The sequence below is a fragment of the Duganella sp. BJB476 genome (assembly GCF_003416895.1).
GTDB lineage: Bacteria > Pseudomonadota > Gammaproteobacteria > Burkholderiales > Burkholderiaceae_D > Rugamonas.
Genome location: NZ_QVIO01000010.1, coordinates 88,228 through 105,893, shown reverse-complemented (window position 1 = coordinate 105,893; position 17,666 = coordinate 88,228). Strand labels below are relative to the sequence as shown.

Sequence of the window (17,666 nt, the reverse complement as noted above, 5' to 3'; positions counted from 1 at the left end):
CAGTAGAGCCTGCCGGCGCAACCCGGCAGGCTTTTTTTATGTGCGTAGAACGATTACAGCGTACCGCGCACGCCCAGGTAGGCGCGGCGGCCGATCGGGTCGTACACGCTGGCGTTGGTTTCCGCGCCGGTGGTATTGCCGTTCAGGCCGGTCAAGATGCGTGGCGCCTTGACGTCAAAGGCGTTGTTGATGCCCAGGTACAGTTCCCAGTTCTTGCGCGGCGACCAGGTGACCTGGAAGTCGTTGATGGTGCGCGAACCGATCATCACCGAATCCGGCGCCAGGTCGTAGGCGTTCAGGAACTGGTCGTCCAGGCGCGAACGGCCGGTGTAGCTGGTGGTCGAGGTGACGCCGAAGTCGCCCCATTTGTAGGCCAGGTTGATGACGGCCTTGTTGCGCGCGAAGCCGACTTCACCCACCGAGTAGTCCTTGTCGGCGCCGGTCTGTGGAATATCCCAGAAGTCCTTCAGGTAGGTGTAGGCGATGTTGGCGCTCAGGCGGCCAGGACCGACTTTGTCGGACCAGGATGCCGTCATGTCCACGCCTTCGGTGGCGGTGCCGCCGCTGTTGCCGGCAACGCTGTCGATGTACTGCAGCGCGCCGGTGCTGATCGAACCGCCGCCCACGCTGCGGCGCGTGATGAATTTGCAGTAATTCTGGTTGCCCTTGTTGTAGCACTGGTCGAGCGTGTAGTCGCGGCCGTTGCTGCTGATCGCGTCCGAGATCTTGATGTTGAAGTAGTCGGCCGTGAAGGTGAACTTGCTCAGCATCGGGATCGAGCGCGGCGTGAGCACCACGCCGACGGTGGTCGAGCGGCCTTTTTCGGCACGCAGGGTGGGATTGCCGATGTTGTAGCCGCTCACGCCCTGGATGTCCGGTTGGGTCAGCGTGAACTGGCCGTTGGCGGCGATGTTGGCCATCACGCCGGTGGCGGCGCGGCAGGCGCTGTCCTTGGCGCCCACCGAGGTCGCGGTCACGCCCAGGCATGGGTCGGTCACGCTCGGGAAGGTCTGCGCCGGCGGCGAGTACAGTTCGCTGATGTTCGGCGCACGGGTCGACAGCGCGCGCGTGCCGCGGAATTTCACGTCCGAAACCGGCTGCCATTCGAAGCCCGCGTTCCAGCTGTTGGTGTTGCCCACGCTCGAATAGTGGCCGTTGCGGAAGGCGCCGTTCAAGGTCAGCGCCTTGGCGAACGGTGCATCCTTCAGCAGCGGGACGCGGGTCTCGACGAAGAACTCGCGCACGTGGAAATCGCCCTCGACGGCGGGAGTGGCATTGCCGGCGTTCAGGCCAGCCTGGGTCAGCGCATCCGGTACCGCGCTGGAGGATTCGCCGCGCCATTCGAAGCCGGCCGCGACGCCGATCTTACCGGCTGGCAGCTCGAAGATCTCGCCGTTGATCGAACCGCCCACCAGTTTCTGGGTCACCGAGGTGGCCAGCGAACCCGGGGCGCTGATGTATTTGAGCGCCTCCGGCGAAATGGTGTTCAGGCCGAACACATTGAGCGGCACGCAACCCTGGGCGCGGGCGTTGGCGTCGGCGCAGATGGCGTCGGTGGTGCTGCCGTTGTGGTTGTCGTCCTTGGTGTCGGTGATCGCGGCCAGTGCGTTGCGCACGTTGAGCACGTTGATCTGGCCGCTCGACGACTGCGCTTCCTTGGTGCGGCCGAAGGCGATGTAGCTATCCCAGTTCCAGTCCTGGATCGTGCCCTTCAGGCCGGTGGCCAGGCGGAAGGTGTCGCGGTCGGCGCCTGCGGTGCGGCTGCCCACTTCGGCCAGGCGGCGGTTGAAGACGTAGTCTTTCAAGCCGTCGCCATCGGTGTCGGTGATGCGGTCGTACAGGTATTGCGGCACCAGCGGGTTGCGCACGGCGACGCCGTTGACCAGGGTGTCGGCCGGGGTCTTGCCGGCGTTGGCCTTGAAGATGTCGATCGACTGCATCGCGAACGGTTCGGTGTTGGTGCGGGTTTTGCTCGACGCGAAATTACCCTCGAAGAAGGCGCTGAGGTTGTCGTTGATCGTGTGGTTGCCGGTGAGGGCGAGCAGGAAGCGCTCGGTCGGCACGGCGATGGCGCGGTAGTACGAGCGGTTGAAGCCGGTGGCCGGGCCGTTGACGCCGTTGCCGTCCCACGGAATGACCTTGCCGTCCTTGTCGTAGGTGTAGCTGCCGGCCTTGCCGCTGACGGGGTCCTTGTCGAAGAAGAAGCGGCCCTGCGGCGCGATACCCGAGTAGCGCGGGCGGGCGGCGATGAAGGCGTCGCCCGCTTCGCCGGTTTCGGTCAGCTTGCTGACCTGGTCGATGGCTGAAACCTCGCGGTCGCGGCTCATCACGGCGCCCTGCTTGGAGTAGCCCAGGTGGCCCATGACGTTGCTGGCGCCGTCGGCGCTGGTGGTGCCGAAGGTCAGCGACAGTTTCTTCTTGAAGTCGTCGCCTTTGCTGCTGCGGCCGGTCTGCGCGTCGACCGACAGGCCGTTGAAGTTGCGCTTCAAAATAATGTTGACCACGCCGGCCACGGCGTCGGAGCCGTAGGTCGCCGAGGCGCCGCCGGTCAGCAGTTCGACGCGTTCGATGAAGTCGGTTGGAATGGTGTTCAGGTCGACTGCGCTGTCGCCCGGCACGCCGGAGACGAAGCGGCGGCCGTTGACCAGCACCAGGGTGCGGGAGTCGCCCAGGTTGCGCAGGTTGATGGTCGAGACGCCGCCGCCGGAGGTCAGGAAGTTGGAGTTGGTGCGGCTCAGCGTCGGCGTGCCCAGGGTCGGGTTTTTCTGCAGCAGTTCTTGCAGGTTGGTGGCGCCGGAGGCGGCGATATCGGCCGACGACAGCAGTTGCAGCGGCGACGGCGAGTCGGCGCCAGGCGCCGCAATGCGTGAACCGGTGATTTCGATTTTTTGTATGGCTGCTTCCTGGGCGTGTGCGGCTTGTAAGCCGAGCGCCAGACCGCCCACGCAGATCATGCGTACCGAACGGGACAACGTTGTTTCCTTGATCATTACCAACTCCTCCAATTTTCATGAGCATTACAAATTGTCGGAAGAACATTTTTTCCGATTTGCTAATGTATTTGGCGAATGGTATTTTTGTAAACAAAAAATGACAAAATAATCAAAAAACCAACGTTGCTGTTCTTTTTACGCTACAAGGTGATGCGCAGGCCCAGATAGTAGCGCCGGCCGATCGCGTCGTAGGTCGAGGTATCGGTTTCGGTGCCGGTCTGGTTGCCGGGCAGGCCGCTGATGACGGGCGGCGCCTTGGCGTTGAACGCGTTGTCGATGCCCAGGTACAGCTGCAGGTATTTCTTCACGTCATAGGTGAACTGGAAATCGTTGTAGGTGCGCGAACCCACGCCCACCGAGCCCGGCGCGATGCTCAAGCTCTTCAGGAACTGGTCGTCCAGCGACACCGGGCCGGTGTAGGTGGCAGTCCAGTTGACGCCGGCCGGCCCCCATTTGTAGGCGAGGTTGAGGCCGGCCCGGTTGCGCGGCGCATTGGTGTTGGCCGCCGTGATCTCGCCGACATCGCTGTTCTTCTCCGCCTCCGGCGTCGCTTTCTGCCACAGCTGGCGCAGCCAGGTCCAGGCCAGGCGGGCGCTCAGGTTGCCGGGGCCGACCTTGTCCGACCACGAGGCCGTGACATCGACGCCCTCGGTGCCGAAGCCGCCGCTGTTGGTGGAGGCGATGTTGCTATATTGAATGGAGCCGGAACTCAGGTTGCCCACGGCGGCGGGACGGCGCGTGATGAAGCTGCAAAACGCCTGGTTGTTCTGGTTATAGCATTGATCCAGCGCATATTGGCGGTCGGTGCTGACGATGGCGTCGGCGATCTTGATGGTGAAATAGTCCAGCGTAAAGGTGAAGCGACGCAACATCGGCACCGAGCGCGGCGTCACCACCAGGCCTATCGTGGTGGAGCGGCCTTTTTCCGCCTTGAGCTTGGGGTTGCCGCTGTTGTAGCCGCTGATGCCCTGCTGGTCGGCCTGATTTAACGTGAATATGCCGCCATGTGCCGCCATATTGGCGGCAACTCCCGGCGCATTGCGGCAATTGACGGCCAGCGCGCTGGTCCCGGAAGACGCCACGCCCTCGCAGGGGTCGACCAGTCCGGTGGGGAAGTCCTGGCTGGGCGCCTGGAACAGTTCGTTGATATTGGGCGCCCGCGTCGATTGCGCGCGCGTGCCGCGCAGCTTGAAGTCGGAGCTGACGCCCCATTCCAGGCCGGCGTTCCAGCTGTAGGTGCTGCCGACGGTGGAATAATCGCCGTGGCGTACCGTGCCGAGGAAGCTCAGCTCGCGGGCGAACGGCCGGTCCTTGAGCAGCGGCACCCTGGTTTCGACAAACACTTCGCGCACCAGGAAGTTGCCGAAGGTGGGGGGCAGGGCGTTGCCGGCATTCAGGCCGGACTGGGTCAGCGGGTCGGGAATCGCGCTGGAATCCTCGCTGCGCCACTCGAAGCCGGCGGCGATGCCGATGCGGCCGGCGGCCAGGCCGGGCACCTCGCCGGTGACCGAGCCGCCCACCAGCTTCTGCGTGATCGCGGTTTCCAGCGAGCCGGGCGCGGTCACGTATTTGAGCGCGGCCGGGGTGATGCTGTTGTAGCCGAAGATGTTGATCGGAACACAACCCTCGGCCACCGCATGCACGTCGCGGCACACCGGCGCGCCGTCCGGGCCGGGGATCGCCTCCAGCGCATTGCGCAAGCTCATCACATTGACCTGGCCGGTGGAGTTCTGCGCCTCCTTGGTCTTGCCGTAGGCCAGGTAAGCTTCATAGCTCCAGTCGTGCACCGTGCCCTTCAGGCCGGTCGCCAGGCGGAAAGTGTCGCGATCCACCGTCGAATGGCGCGGGCCGAACTCGGACAGCCTGCGGGTGAAGAAGTAATCCGGCACGCCGTCGCCGTCGGTATCGCTGATGCGGTCATATAAGTACTGCGGCACCAGCGGGTTCTTGACCAGCACGCCGTTGACCAGGGAGGCGGCCGGCACCTGGCCGCTGGGCTTGTACACCTGGTCCGAGCCCAGGGCGAAGGGTTCGATATTGGTATCGACCTTGGACGAGGCGTAGGTGCCCTCGAAAAACGCGCTGTGCTGGTCGTTGAACGCCCAGTTGCTGTTGGTGGCGAACAGGTAGCGCTCGGTCGGCACGGCGATCAGGCGGTAGGCCGAACGGTTGAAACCAGTGGCGCCGGCGCCGCTGCCGGCCGCGCCATTTTGATTCCACGGGGTAATGTTGTTGTTTTTATCATAGGTGAAATCTTCGCTGTCGCCGAAGAAATGGCCCTGCGGCGCGTAGCCGGAAAAGTTGGGCCGCTTGACCACGAAGGCCAGTTCCGGGTGGCCCTGGGTGATGGCCGAGGTCTGGTCGACGGCCGAGGCCGGACGGTCGCGCGAGTACACCGCGCCCTGTTTCGAGTAGCCGAAATGGCCCATGACATTGCTGGCGCCGTCGGCGCTGGTGGTGCCGAAAGTCAATGCCAGTTTCTTTTTGAAGTCGTCGCCTTCGTTGCTGCGGCCGGTTTGCGCGTCGAATAGCACGCCGTTAAAGTTTTTCTTCAGAATAATATTGATCACGCCGGCGACGGCATCCGAGCCATAAGTGGCGGAGGTGCCACCGGTTAATAATTCCACCCGGTCGATAAAATCCGTGGGAATAGTGTTGAGGTCGACCGCAGTATCTCCGGGCACGCCGGAAACAAAACGCCGTCCGTTAACTAATACCAGCGTGCGTGAATCGCCGAGGTTTCTTAAATTAACCGTGGAAACGCCGGCGCTCGATGTCTGGAAATTGGAATTGGCGCGGCTGATGGTCGGCGTGCCCATTGTCGGATTTTTCTGCAATAAATCCTGCAGATTAGTGGCGCCGGACGCGGCTATATCCACCGAGTTTAATATCTGCAATGGCGAGGGTGATTCCGCCGCCGGCGAAGCGATGCGGGAACCGGTTATCAGCACCTTTTGCATGGGTTCGGCAGTTTCCTGGCTCATTGCGGTTTGCGCGCCTAATGCCGGGCCGACTATGCACAGCAGGCGAATGGCGCGGGAGATCGTGGTTTCATTATTCATTATCCGGCTCCTAGGATGTGTCGCGGTTATTTTGGAATGCCACCGCTTATAGACTGACTAGGCTGCCGAAGAGTTCCCCCGACCGTAAGCTCGTTTCTGGCGTTTACGCGCCAATTTTTGGCATAATCCCAGAATGAAGGCGAAAAAAAACCGGGACATCGTCCCGGTTGTTGCGTCGCGCTACTGCTTTTATTTGTAGATGCCGGAACCGACCAACATCTCGTCGACCTTTTCGATATAGCCGGATTTGGCTTCCACCGCCTTGGTGACCGGATTCGGCCATTTGAAATCCACCCAGCCCTTGCCCTTGGATTTGGCGAGGTCGACCATTTCTTTAATCATCGGTTTTCCTTCATTATCCTTGAGGGTAATCAAAGGTTTGCCGACCATTTTAGGATTATTACCATGGGCCAAAGCGATGCCATTTAAATCGTACACATAAATATACAGGTCGCGGTCATGGAAAGTCGTATTGGCCGGATCGGAAATCGCGGCGAAAGCTTTTTCCTTGCCATCGGATTTAATCAGGGCAACCGCTTTCTTTACCATGGCGACCGCTTCGTCAGGCGTTCCCTTGTCGGCGGCCACAGCGGTCGATGACATTGCAAACATGCTTAAGCTTAACGCTGCGGCACCGATTAATGCTCTCATATCATTTCTCCTTTGAATAAAACGGCGATGGCGCGGGGCGCTCTGATGTTGTGGTTTTCAATATTACTGTAGTTGACGAGTTTAAATCACAACAGCAGCAATTTAACAAAAGCTTCGTTGTTACTTGGCAACATTGTCTTCGAATATAGTGCGCCATAATTCCGTGACCTGGGTCGCGTGGGTGGCCACCAATTGCGGATCGACGCGCGCCAGGTCCTGGCCTTGCAGGCGCAGTTGGTGTTGTAACTTGCGCAACTGGCGATAGGCGTCGCCGACCCGCGCCGCCAGTCCGGCGTCGATCAAACCCAGCTCGCCGCACATTTTCAAAAGTGCAATGTTGCCGTAGTTGGCGGTCAGCTGCGGGTAGGCCGCCGCGTGTTGCAAGACCAGGAACTGGACGATGAACTCGATGTCGATCATGCCGCCCGGATCCTGTTTCAGGTCGAACAACTCGCTGTGATTCGGCTTGGCGTCGACCATGCGTTTCCGCATTGCAATGACTTCCTGCTTCAGCGGACCGTCGGCCGGACGCTCCTTGCGCAGCACCGCCTCGCGGATTTCGTCGAAGCGCAGGCCGATCGTGGCGTCGCCGGCGCAGAAGCGGGCGCGGGTCAGCGCCTGGTGCTCCCATACCCAGGCCGAGCTGCTCTGGTATTTCTCGAACGCCGACACGCTCGACACCAGCATGCCGCTGGCGCCGTCCGGCCGCAGCGCGGTATCGATGTCGAACAGGATGCCGGCCGAGGTGTGCGATGTCATCCAGGTAATAAAACGCTGCGCCAGCTTGGCGTACTGGGCCGGCGCTTCCTGGTCGCTGTCGTCGTACAGGAAGATCACGTCCAGGTCGGACACATAGCCCAGCTCCTTGCCGCCCAGCTTGCCGTAGGCGATCACCGCGAACTGCGGCACCTCGCGGTGGCGCGTGGCCACCATCTGCCAGATCGCCTTGATGGCGGCGGCGACGATGGTGTCGGCCAGCGCCGACAGGTGGTCGGCCAGCTTTTCCACCGTCAGGTCGCCAGCCAGGTCCTGCGCCAGCAGGTGGAACAGCTGGGCGTGGTGGATTTCGCGCAGGATATCCATCTGCCGTTCGGTATCACCGGGCGCCGAGGCCAGCTGTATTTCCAGGTCGGCCGCCAGCGCCACCGGGTCGAACACGGCGTTGCGGACGCGGTCGTCCAGCAGCTCGTCGAGCAGGATGGGGTGCTGGCTGAGGAATTGCGCGGCCCAGCCGCTGGCGTGCACCATGCGGATCACCCGCGCCAGCGTGTGCGGATACTCGGTCAGCAGCGACAGATAGGCCGAGCGGCGCGCGATCGCCTCCAGGAAATCCAGCAGCCGGCCCAGCGTGGCCTGCTGGTTGCCGCCGCTCGATTCCAGCGAGCATTGCACGATCAGCGGCAGCGCCGCGTTGACCAGCCCCAGCAGGCGGTTGCGGCTGGCTTCCGGCAGCGATTGCAGGCGCGGCGCCTGCCAGGTCGCGATCAGGCGCTTGGCCGCGCCCTCGGGATCGTCGAAACCCAGGGCGGTGAAGCGCGACACCATGGCTTCGCGGTTGTCGGGATCGGCGCACTCGTTGCTGGATTGCGGATTGATGTCGTTGTCGCTGCCGCTGGTCTTGTCCGAGAACATTTCATCGAACTGGCCGGCGACGAACTGGCGGTGGGCTTCGATCTGGGTCAGCAGGGTGGCGGTGTCGGGCAAGCCCATCATCTGCGCCACCAGCAGGCGGTCGGCGTCGTTGGCCGGCAGGGTGTGGGTCTGGGCGTCGTCCAGGTATTGCAGGCGATGCTCCAGATTGCGCAGGAAGGTGTAGGAAGCCAGCAGTTGGTAGACGATGGCGTGACTTAGCAGGCCTTTCTCGGCGATGATGCGCAGCGTGGTGCGGGTCGAGCGGTCGCGCAGGGCGGCGTCGCGCCCACCCCGTATCAGCTGGAACACCTGCGCCAGGAACTCGATCTCGCGGATCCCGCCCCGGCCCAGCTTGACGTTGTTGCTGCGGTCCGGGTGCAGCCGCTCCTGGCGGTTGACCTCGGCGCGGATCTGCGCGTGCATATTGCGGATGGCGTCGATCACGCCGAAATCCAGGTAGCGGCGGAACACGAACGGCCGCACGATGGCGTCCAGCGCGGCGATGTCCTCGGCGCGGCCGGTCACGGCGCGCGCCTTGACCCAGGCGTAGCGCTCCCACTCGCGGCCCTGGACGATCAGGTATTGCTCCACCATGCTCAGGCTGGCGGCCAGCGGGCCCGAGCCGCCGTTCGGCCGCAAGGCCATATCGACCCGGAATGTGTAGCCATCTTCCGTTATCTCCGATAAAGCCGCGATCAGCTTCTTGCCCAGCCGGATGAAGAACTCGTGGTTGGACAGGCTGCGCTGGCCCGGCCCGGCGACGGTGTCGCCATCCTCCGGATAGACGAAGATCAGGTCGATATCGGACGATACATTCAGTTCGCCGCCGCCTTGCTTGCCCATGCCGAGCACGATCAGCTCCTGCGGCAGGCCGGAATCGCGGCCGATCGGCGTGCCGTGCGCCGCCGTCATTTCCGCGTAAACCTCGTGCATATGCTGCTGGATGGCGAAATCGGCGAAGCGGGTCATGGCTTCCACCACCTCGGCCAGGTTGGCCTTGCCTTCGAGGTCGCGGCGGATCAGCACGCATACCAGCAGGTTGCGCAGCCGGCGCATGGCGCGCGGCAAGGGCAGCGGCGGGGCGCCCGGGGGCACGTTGGCGGCTTCTTTTGCTAAATAATCAGCAAGATTAATCTGGGCAAGCGATAATTGCGCTAAATCATCAGCCTTGGCGGCGCGGTCGGGAGCGGCGGCCAGCCAGCGCTGGTAAAAACGTGACGCGTTTGGTGCAATCATTGGCAACGTGTTTCCTCAAACAAGTTAGTCGGTAACAGCATGTAAAGCATGTAAAACCGGCGCGGACCCGCCCTAAGCGGCGCTGGTTGGCGCAGGGCTTGCGGTAGAATTGCTGCGCAGGCATAAAAGCTTGAAACCGAGTTTAGCGATTTATTTGACGCATGGCCTGATTTATTAGCTTATTGATGCAAAAACCAGAAGAGGAGACTGTGACAGGCGAGGGCCCTTTGGCTGCGCGCTGGCACCGGCTGCGTGCCGCCTATCGCATCTGTAACCTGGCCAGCCATCATGTGCTGGGCTTCACGCTGAAGCTGTTCCTGCTGCTGTATTTCGCCTTCGCCATCCTGTTCCTGACGCTGCGTTACGTGGTGCTGCCGAATATCGACCACTACAAGGGCGATATCGAGCGCCTGGCCAGCGGCGCGGTCGGCAACCGCGTCACCATTTCCCGCATCTACGCTTCCTGGACCGGCCTGCGTCCCAACCTGTTCCTGGGCGACGTGGTGCTGCACGACCAGCAGGGCCAGCCGGCGCTGATGCTGCCGAGCGTGTCGGCCACCTTGTCGTGGTGGAGCGTGCTGGCCGGCGCCGTGCGCTTCGAATCGCTGGAACTGGTGCGCCCCGAGCTCGACGTGCGGCGCGAAGCCGACGGCCGCCTGCTGGTGGCTGGCATCTACATCGACCCGCACAAGCCCAGCGACGGCCGCGGCGCCGACTGGCTGCTGGCGCAGCGCGAGATTGTCATCCGCGAAGGCCGCCTGCAATGGACCGACCTGCAGCGCAGCGCGCCGCCGCTGGCGCTGGATGGCGTCAACATCCTGCTGCGCAACCAGTGGCTGCATCACCAGCTGGCGCTGAAGGCGACGCCGCCGGCCACGCTGGCCGCACCGCTCGACGTGCGCGCCGACTTCAGCCATCCGGCCTTCGGCGCGCGCGTGTCCAACCTGTCGATGTGGAAGGGCGAGCTGTACGCCGACGTGCGCGGCACCGACCTGCTGGCCTGGAAGCCCTGGCTGGACTTCCCGTTCGAGCTCAACAGCGGCGGCGGTTCGCTGCGCGCCTGGGTCGGCATCGACCAGTCGCGCGTGACCGGCTTCACCGCCGACGTCGGCCTGCGCGACGTTTCCGCCGTGCTCGGCAAGGAACTGCCGCTGCTGGACCTGCGCCAGCTCAGCGGCCGCATCGCCGCCCGCGAAGAGCTGTCCGCCACCGCGCCGCTGGTCAAGAAGGGCGCCGTGCGCCCGCGCTTCGGCGCGCTGGGCCACAGCGTCGAGCTGACCAACCTGACCTTGACCACCAGCGACGGCCTGCTGATGGCGCCGACCTCGCTGTCCGAACACTACACCGTCGCCAGCGGCGCCAAGCCGGAGCGCTATGAAATCCGCGCCCGCCAGCTGGACCTGCAAACCATGGCCGGCCTGGCCGAGCGCCTGCCGCTGAGCGAGCACCAGCGCAAGCTGCTGGCCGATTTTGCGCCGCGCGGCCTGCTGCAAAATTTTTCCGCCGAATGGCAGGGCGCGTATCCGGCCTTGCAGTCCTACCGCGTCAAGGGCGACCTGGTGGGACTGGGCCTGAAGCCGCAGCCGCCGCGCCTGGCGCAGGCCAGGACCGCCAAGTCGCCGGCCAGCGCCGCCTTGCCCGCCATCCCCGGCTTCGACAACCTGACCGGCGCCATCGACGCCACCGAAAAGGGCGGCAGCTTCAGCCTGGCCTCGACCCAGCTGGTGCTGCAGATGCCGGACTACTTCAGCGAACCGTCGATGCCGTTCGACCACCTGAACCTGAAGGCGCGCTGGTCGTTCGAACCGGACAATCAGCTGCTGTTCCAGATCGACAGCATGGACTTCCTGCAAAACGGCCTGAGCGGCACGCTGCAAGGCTCGCACAAGATGCCGCTGGCCGGCAAGGGCGCCGGCAATGTCGACCTGACCGGCACGCTGAACGGCTTCCAGCTGAACCGCATCGACAACTACCTGCCGATGCAGACCCCGCACGACCTGCGCGCCTGGCTGACCGGCGCGCTCGAGGGCGGCGTCGCCAGCGACGTCACGCTGCGCCTGCGCGGCGACCTGGCGCACTTCCCCTTCCATGGCGACAGCGGCGCCGACAAGGCGCGCGGCGAATTCCGCGTGGCCGGCAAGCTGAGCGAGGGCAAGCTCAATTATTCGCCTAGTCACTTCCTGCACGACGGCAGGGAGCTGGGCAAGGATGGCAAGCCGCTGCCGCTGTGGCCGCAGGCCGAGCACATCAAGGGCAGCTTCGTGTTCGACCGCGCCCGCATGGAAATCCGCGGCGACACCGCCACCACCGCCGGCGTCGCGCTGTCCGGCGTGAAGGCGGTGATCCCCGATTTGATGATCCACGATGCGATGCTGGAAATCGACGGCAACGCCGCCGGGCCCATGCAGGAATTCCTCAAGTACATGAGCGTCAGCCCGGTGCTGGAATGGATCTCGCACTTCACCGACGAAACCCAGGCCAGCGGCAACGCCAAGCTGGCGCTGAGCCTGCGCCTGCCGCTGTCGCACCTGATCGACGCCAAGGTGCAGGGCGCGCTGCAACTGGCCAGCAACGACATCACGCTGATGAACGACTTGCCGCCGGTGCAGGCGTCGCAGGGCAAGATCGAGTTCAACGAGCACGGCGTCAACCTGAACCAGTTGTCGGGCAACTTCCTCGGCGGACCGGTCAGCATCACCGGCGGCAGCCAGAAGGACAACGCCATCGTCGTCAAGCTGGCCGGCGCGATGACGGCCGACGGCTTCCGCAAGACCTATCCGATGCCGGCCATGCAGCGCCTGGCCAGCCACTTCTCGGGCGGCACGCGCTACACCGGCACGATCACGGCGCGCGATCACCAGGTGGTGGTGGCGGTGGACTCCACGCTGAACGGCCTCGGCATCGAACTGCCGGCGCCGGTCAGGAAGGCCGCGCCGGATGCGCTGCCGGTGCGCTTCGTGCTCAGCAGCGCGCTGACGCCGGACGCCGCCGGCGCCGTGCATGACGACATGCGCATCGCCCTCGGCAGCAATATCAACGCGCGCTACCAGCGCCAGAAAATCGGCAAGACGCCGTGGAAGTTGGTGCGCGGCGGCATCGGCGTCAACGCGCCGGCGCCGGAGCCGGACAGCGGCATGTCCTTCAACATCAGTCTGCGCGCGCTGAACGTCGACAACTGGCTGGACTTCGGCAGCGAGATCGCCGGCAAGGCCGAGCCGTCCGCAGCACCGTCGGCGGCGGACGCCACCGATGTGGCCCAATATGTGATGCCCGACACCATCGCCGCGCGCGCCAGCGAACTGGTGATCGGCGACCGCAAACTGGAGAACGTGGTGGTTGGCGTCAGCCGCCAGAAATCGGTGTGGCAGGCCAGCGTCGATTCCAGCCAGGCCAACGGCTATGTGACCTGGAGCGAGCCGTCCACCGGCCAGGGCCTGGGCAAGGTGACGGCGCGCCTGTCGTCGCTGGTGATCCAGGAATCGGCGTCTAAGGATGTGCAGGATCTGCTGGACGGCAAGAGCGCGGCCGCCACCATCCCGGCGCTGGACGTGGTGGTCGAGCGCTTCGACCTGTTCAACAAGCAGCTGGGCCGGCTGGAACTGCAGGCGAGCAATGCGCAGTTGCCGAACGCGCGCGAATGGCGCATCGGCAAGCTGTCGCTGGCCAACCCGGATGGCGAGCTCAAGGGCACCGGCAAATGGGTCACCAAGGACGGCGCCCACACCACCAGCCTGAACTTCAATCTCGACATCGCCGACGCCGGCAAGCTGCTGGACCGCTTCGGCTTCGCCGGCACGCTGCGCAACGGCAAGGGCACGCTCAACGGCGACATCGCCTGGAAGGGCTTGCCGTATTCGCTGGACCTGCCCAGCCTGTCCGGCGACATCAAGCTGAACGTGGAAAAAGGCCAGTTCCTGAAGCAGGATCCGGGCGCCGCCAAGCTGCTCGGCGTGCTCAGCCTGCAAGCCTTGCCGCGCCTGCTCAAGCTGGATTTCCACGATGTGTTTTCGGAAGGGCTGGCCTTCGACGGCATCACCGCCAACGCCGCCATCAACCACGGCATCGCCAAGACCGACAACTTGAAAATGCACGGCGTCGCCGCCACCGTGCTGATGGACGGCAGCGCCGACATCGCCAACGAAACCACCAACCTGCATGTGGTGGTGATACCGGAAGTGAATCTGGGCACGGCGCCGCTGGTGTACGCGCTGGCCGTCAATCCTGTGATCGGCCTGGGCAGTTTCCTGGCGCAGCTGTTCCTCAGCGCGCCGGTGATGAAGGCCTTGACCTATCATATGCAGGTCACCGGGCCGTGGAAGGCGCCGGTGGTGACCAAGCTCGATGCCTCCAAAGTGGAACCGCCTGCCAAGGGCGCGCAGTGATCAACTCGTTGAACGGGACAGCCATGAATACAGTCGCCGCAGTACAAATGATTTCCTCGCCGTCCGTGACGGAAAATATCGCCACCGCGCGCCGCCTGGTCAAGCAGGCCGCCGAGGCCGGCGCCACGCTGGTGCTGCTGCCGGAATACTGGGCCATCATGGGTTTGCAGGACAGCGACAAGGTCGCGGTCGCCGAGCCGCTGGGCCAGGGACCGATCCAGGACTTCATGTCCGCGCTGGCGCGCGAGCTGGAGATCTGGCTGATCGGCGGCACCTTGCCGCTGGCGTCCGACGATCCGGAAAAAGTCATCAACACCACGCTGGTCTACAACCCGCAGGGCGAGCACGTGGGCCGCTACGACAAGATCCACCTGTTCGGCTTCACCAAGGGCACCGAGTCGTACAACGAATCGAAGACCATCGTGCCGGGCCAACATGTCGGCGTGTTCGAGGCGCCGTTCGGTAAGGTCGGCATGTCGGTCTGCTACGACCTGCGCTTCCCCGAGCTGTACCGCGCCATGGGGCCGGTGTCGCTGATCGTCGTGCCGGCCGCGTTCACCTACACCACCGGCCATGCGCACTGGGAAATCCTGCTGCGCGCGCGCGCCATCGAAAACCAGTGCTATGTGCTGGCGGCGGCCCAAGGCGGCAACCATCCGAACGGCCGCCGCACCTGGGGCCACAGCATGCTGATCGACCCGTGGGGCGCGGTCAAGGCCGTGCTGGCCGAGGGCGAGGGCGTGGTCCACGGCGACATCGACCTGATGTTCATGGACAGCGTGCGCCAGAGCCTGCCGGCGCTCAAGCACAGAACGATGTAAACGGCGCATGTGAACTCCGCTACAATTGCACCACATTCTTAAAAGACACCATCATGAAGCCATTTGAACCGAATCTGTCCACCCTTGCCGTGGCGCGCGACATCCTGCTGACGCCGTTCGGGCTGGACGAAGCCAAGCTGCTCAAAACGCTGGGCTCGATGTTCACCCACAAGGTCGACTACGCCGACCTGTATTTCCAGTTCACCAAGAACGAAGGCTGGAGCCTGGAAGAGGGCATCGTCAAGACCGGCAGTTTCTCGATCGACCAGGGCGTCGGCGTGCGTGCCGTGTCGGGCGACAAGACCGCCTTCGCCTACTCGGACGATATCTCGGAAGCGGCCCTGATGGATGCGGCCTCGGCCACGCGCACCATCGCTCGCGCCGGCGCCGGCAAGATCAAGGTGGCCAGTGCGATGACGCCGACCGGCGGCCGCTCGCTGTACCTGCCCAACGATCCGCTGGCTTCGCTGGACGCGACCGCCAAGGTCAAGCTGCTGGAGCGCATCGAGAAGATGGCGCGCGCCAAGGATCCGCGCGTGGTGCAGGTGATGGCCAGCCTGGCCGGCGAATACGACGTGGTGCTGGTAGTGCGCAGCGACGGCGTGCTGGCGGCCGACATCCGCCCGCTGGTGCGCGTGTCGCTGACGGTGATCGTCGAGCAGAACGGCCGCCGCGAGATGGGTTCGTCCGGCGGCGGTGGCCGCTACGACTACGGCTACTTCAGCGACGCCCTGCTGGAAGAATACGCGGCCGACGCCGTCAAATCGGCGGTGGTCAACCTGGACGCGCGTCCGGCGCCGGCCGGTCCGATGACCGTCGTGCTGGGACCGGGCTGGCCCGGCATCCTGCTGCACGAAGCGATCGGCCACGGCCTCGAGGGCGACTTCAACCGCAAGGGTTCGTCGACCTTCTCCGGCATGATCGGCGAGCGCGTCGCCGCCAAGGGCGTGACGGTGGTGGACGACGGCACGCTGGCCGACCGCCGCGGCTCGCTCAACATCGACGATGAAGGCAACCCGACCCAGTGCACCACGCTGATCGAGGACGGCATCCTGAAAGGCTACATCCAGGACACCATGAACGCGCGCCTGATGAAGATGCCAGTGACCGGCAACGCCCGCCGCGAATCGTTCGCCCACCTGCCGATGCCGCGCATGACCAACACCTATATGCTGGGCGGCGACAAGGACCCGGCGGAGATTCTGGCCTCGGTCAAGAACGGCCTGTACGCGGTCAACTTCGGCGGCGGCCAGGTCGACATCACCAACGGCAAGTTCGTGTTCTCGGCCAGCGAGGCCTACATGATCGAGGACGGCAAGGTGACCTACCCGGTCAAGGGCGCCACCCTGATCGGCAACGGTCCGGAAGTGCTGAACCGCGTCTCCATGATTGGCAACGACATGCGCCTGGATCCGGGCGTGGGCGTGTGCGGCAAGGAAGGCCAGAGCGTGCCGGTGGGCGTCGGCCAGCCGACGCTGCGCATCGACGGCGTGACCGTCGGCGGCACGGCGTAAGGCGCGGGGCGGCATTAGCTTATAGCCATAAACTACTTGCCAAGCCGTCGGCAATAGCGTTATAGTCATTCCAATACTTTCGGAACACCATCATGACCCGCTTCTTCTTTACCACCTACTTTTACTTTAGCGATTCCAACCTCGAGGCGGTGGAGTAGCGGCCGGTGCACGTAGAAGCAAAGACGAGTTCCTGCAAATTCCTAAAAAACCGCCTCCCGAGGCGGTTTTTTTTTACCCTGACTTTTAGATTCATTACCTGGAGAACAGCATGCCCCGTACCGATGATTTGCGCATCCGCGAAATGAAGGAATTGACACCGCCGTCCCATCTGATCCGCGAATTCGCCTGCACCGAAAACGCCGAGCAGACCGCGGCCGACGCCCGCATCGCGCTGCACCGCATCCTGCACGGCCAGGACGACCGCCTGATGGTGGTGGTCGGCCCGTGTTCGATCCACGATCCCAAGGCGGCGATGGAATACGCGCGCCGCCTGGTGGTGCTGCGCCGCGAACTGGCGGGCGACCTGGAAATCGTCATGCGCGTCTACTTCGAAAAACCGCGCACCACGGTCGGCTGGAAGGGCATGATCAACGACCCGTACATGGACAGCAGCTTCCGCATCAACGACGGCCTGCGCATGGCGCGCGAACTGCTGCGCGACATCAACGAGCTGGGCCTGCCTGCCGGCACCGAATACCTGGACGTGATCAGCCCGCAATACATCGCCGACCTGATCAGCTGGGGCGCGATCGGCGCCCGCACCACCGAATCGCAGGTGCACCGCGAGCTGGCTTCCGGCCTGTCGTGCCCGGTCGGCTTCAAGAACGGCACCGACGGCAACGTCAAGATCGCGGTCGAAGCGATCAAGGCGGCGTCGCAGCCGCACCATTTCCTGTCGGTGACCAAGGGCGGCCACTCGGCCATCGTGTCCACCAACGGCAATGAGGACTGCCACATCATCCTGCGCGGCGGCAAGGCGCCGAACTACGACGCCGCCAGCGTCGACGAAGCCTGCAAGGCGATCGCGGCCCAGGGCCTGGCGGCGCGCCTGATGATCGACGCTTCGCACGCCAACAGCTCGAAGAAGCCGGAAAACCAGGTGCCGGTGTGCGCCGACATCGGCCGCCAGGTGGCGGGCGGCGACAACCGCATCGTCGGCGTGATGGTCGAATCGCATCTGGTGGCGGGCCGCCAGGATCTGGTGCCGGGCAAGGAGCTGACCTACGGCCAGTCCGTCACCGACGGCTGCATCGACTGGGACAGTAGCGTGCAAGTACTGCACGGCCTGGCCGCCGCCGTGCGCCAGCGCCGTCTCGCCACCCAGGCGGCAGAGGCCGCGTCCAAGTAACAAAACCGTAGCGCCGCTACACTCAAG

Annotated in this window: 8 protein-coding genes; 4 read left to right on the top strand and 4 right to left on the bottom strand. The window is 64.1% G+C overall.

Annotated elements, in window-relative coordinates:
• Positions 1 to 53 precede the first annotated feature (53 nt).
• From D0T21_RS28845 to glnE, 4 genes are all read right to left on the bottom strand, one after another.
• Entirely contained in the window at positions 54 to 2,990 is a 2,937-nt protein-coding gene (locus D0T21_RS28845; RefSeq protein WP_116993372.1) for a TonB-dependent receptor domain-containing protein, read from the bottom strand.
• A 143-nt stretch (positions 2,991 to 3,133) separates the two neighbouring features.
• A complete protein-coding gene (locus D0T21_RS28840) occupies positions 3,134 to 5,953 on the bottom strand; it encodes a TonB-dependent receptor domain-containing protein (RefSeq protein WP_229211685.1) in 2,820 nt (939 codons plus the stop codon).
• Between the two features lie 291 nt (positions 5,954 to 6,244).
• Positions 6,245 to 6,706 (bottom strand): cache domain-containing protein, encoded by a 462-nt coding sequence (locus D0T21_RS28835; RefSeq protein ID WP_116993374.1) that lies wholly within the window; start codon positions 6,704 to 6,706, stop codon positions 6,245 to 6,247.
• Positions 6,707 to 6,826: 120 nt separating this feature from the next.
• Positions 6,827 to 9,574 carry a bifunctional [glutamate--ammonia ligase]-adenylyl-L-tyrosine phosphorylase/[glutamate--ammonia-ligase] adenylyltransferase gene (gene glnE, locus D0T21_RS28830; protein WP_116993375.1) on the bottom strand — a complete coding sequence of 916 codons (2,748 nt, stop codon included), beginning with the start codon at positions 9,572 to 9,574 and terminating at the stop codon, positions 6,827 to 6,829.
• 185 nt (positions 9,575 to 9,759) lie between these two features.
• On the opposite strand from glnE, the gene D0T21_RS28825 reads away from it, so the two are divergent.
• The 4 genes from D0T21_RS28825 (at position 9,760) to aroG (ending at position 17,639) form a co-directional block, all read left to right on the top strand.
• On the top strand, positions 9,760 to 13,956 hold the full coding sequence (locus D0T21_RS28825; RefSeq protein ID WP_199539645.1) for a YhdP family protein: 4,197 nt from the start codon (positions 9,760 to 9,762) through the stop codon (positions 13,954 to 13,956).
• Between the two features lie 23 nt (positions 13,957 to 13,979).
• A complete protein-coding gene (locus D0T21_RS28820) occupies positions 13,980 to 14,777 on the top strand; it encodes a carbon-nitrogen hydrolase family protein (protein WP_116993377.1) in 798 nt (265 codons plus the stop codon).
• 53 nt (positions 14,778 to 14,830) lie between these two features.
• Complete coding sequence (gene tldD, locus D0T21_RS28815) at positions 14,831 to 16,291, top strand: metalloprotease TldD (protein WP_116993378.1); 1,461 nt, start codon at positions 14,831 to 14,833, stop codon at positions 16,289 to 16,291.
• Positions 16,292 to 16,559: 268 nt separating this feature from the next.
• Positions 16,560 to 17,639: a 3-deoxy-7-phosphoheptulonate synthase AroG gene (aroG, locus tag D0T21_RS28810; RefSeq protein ID WP_116993379.1), complete on the top strand. Its 1,080-nt coding sequence runs from the start codon at positions 16,560 to 16,562 to the stop codon at positions 17,637 to 17,639.
• The last annotated feature ends 27 nt before the right edge of the window (positions 17,640 to 17,666 follow it).

Bases quoted from the DNA above. Each gene is read 5' to 3' on its own strand.
- D0T21_RS28835 (WP_116993374.1), bottom strand. From the start codon at position 6,706: ATGAGAGCATTAATCGGTGCCGCAGCGTTAAGCTTAAGCATGTTTGCA.
- D0T21_RS28825 (WP_199539645.1), top strand. From the start codon at position 9,760: ATGCAAAAACCAGAAGAGGAGACTGTGACAGGCGAGGGCCCTTTGGCT.
- D0T21_RS28820 (WP_116993377.1), top strand. From the start codon at position 13,980: ATGAATACAGTCGCCGCAGTACAAATGATTTCCTCGCCGTCCGTGACG.
- aroG (WP_116993379.1), top strand. From the start codon at position 16,560: ATGCCCCGTACCGATGATTTGCGCATCCGCGAAATGAAGGAATTGACA.
- D0T21_RS28840 (WP_229211685.1), bottom strand. From the start codon at position 5,953: ATGCAAAAGGTGCTGATAACCGGTTCCCGCATCGCTTCGCCGGCGGCG.
- D0T21_RS28845 (WP_116993372.1), bottom strand. From the start codon at position 2,990: ATGATCAAGGAAACAACGTTGTCCCGTTCGGTACGCATGATCTGCGTG.
- tldD (WP_116993378.1), top strand. From the start codon at position 14,831: ATGAAGCCATTTGAACCGAATCTGTCCACCCTTGCCGTGGCGCGCGAC.
- glnE (WP_116993375.1), bottom strand. From the start codon at position 9,574: ATGATTGCACCAAACGCGTCACGTTTTTACCAGCGCTGGCTGGCCGCC.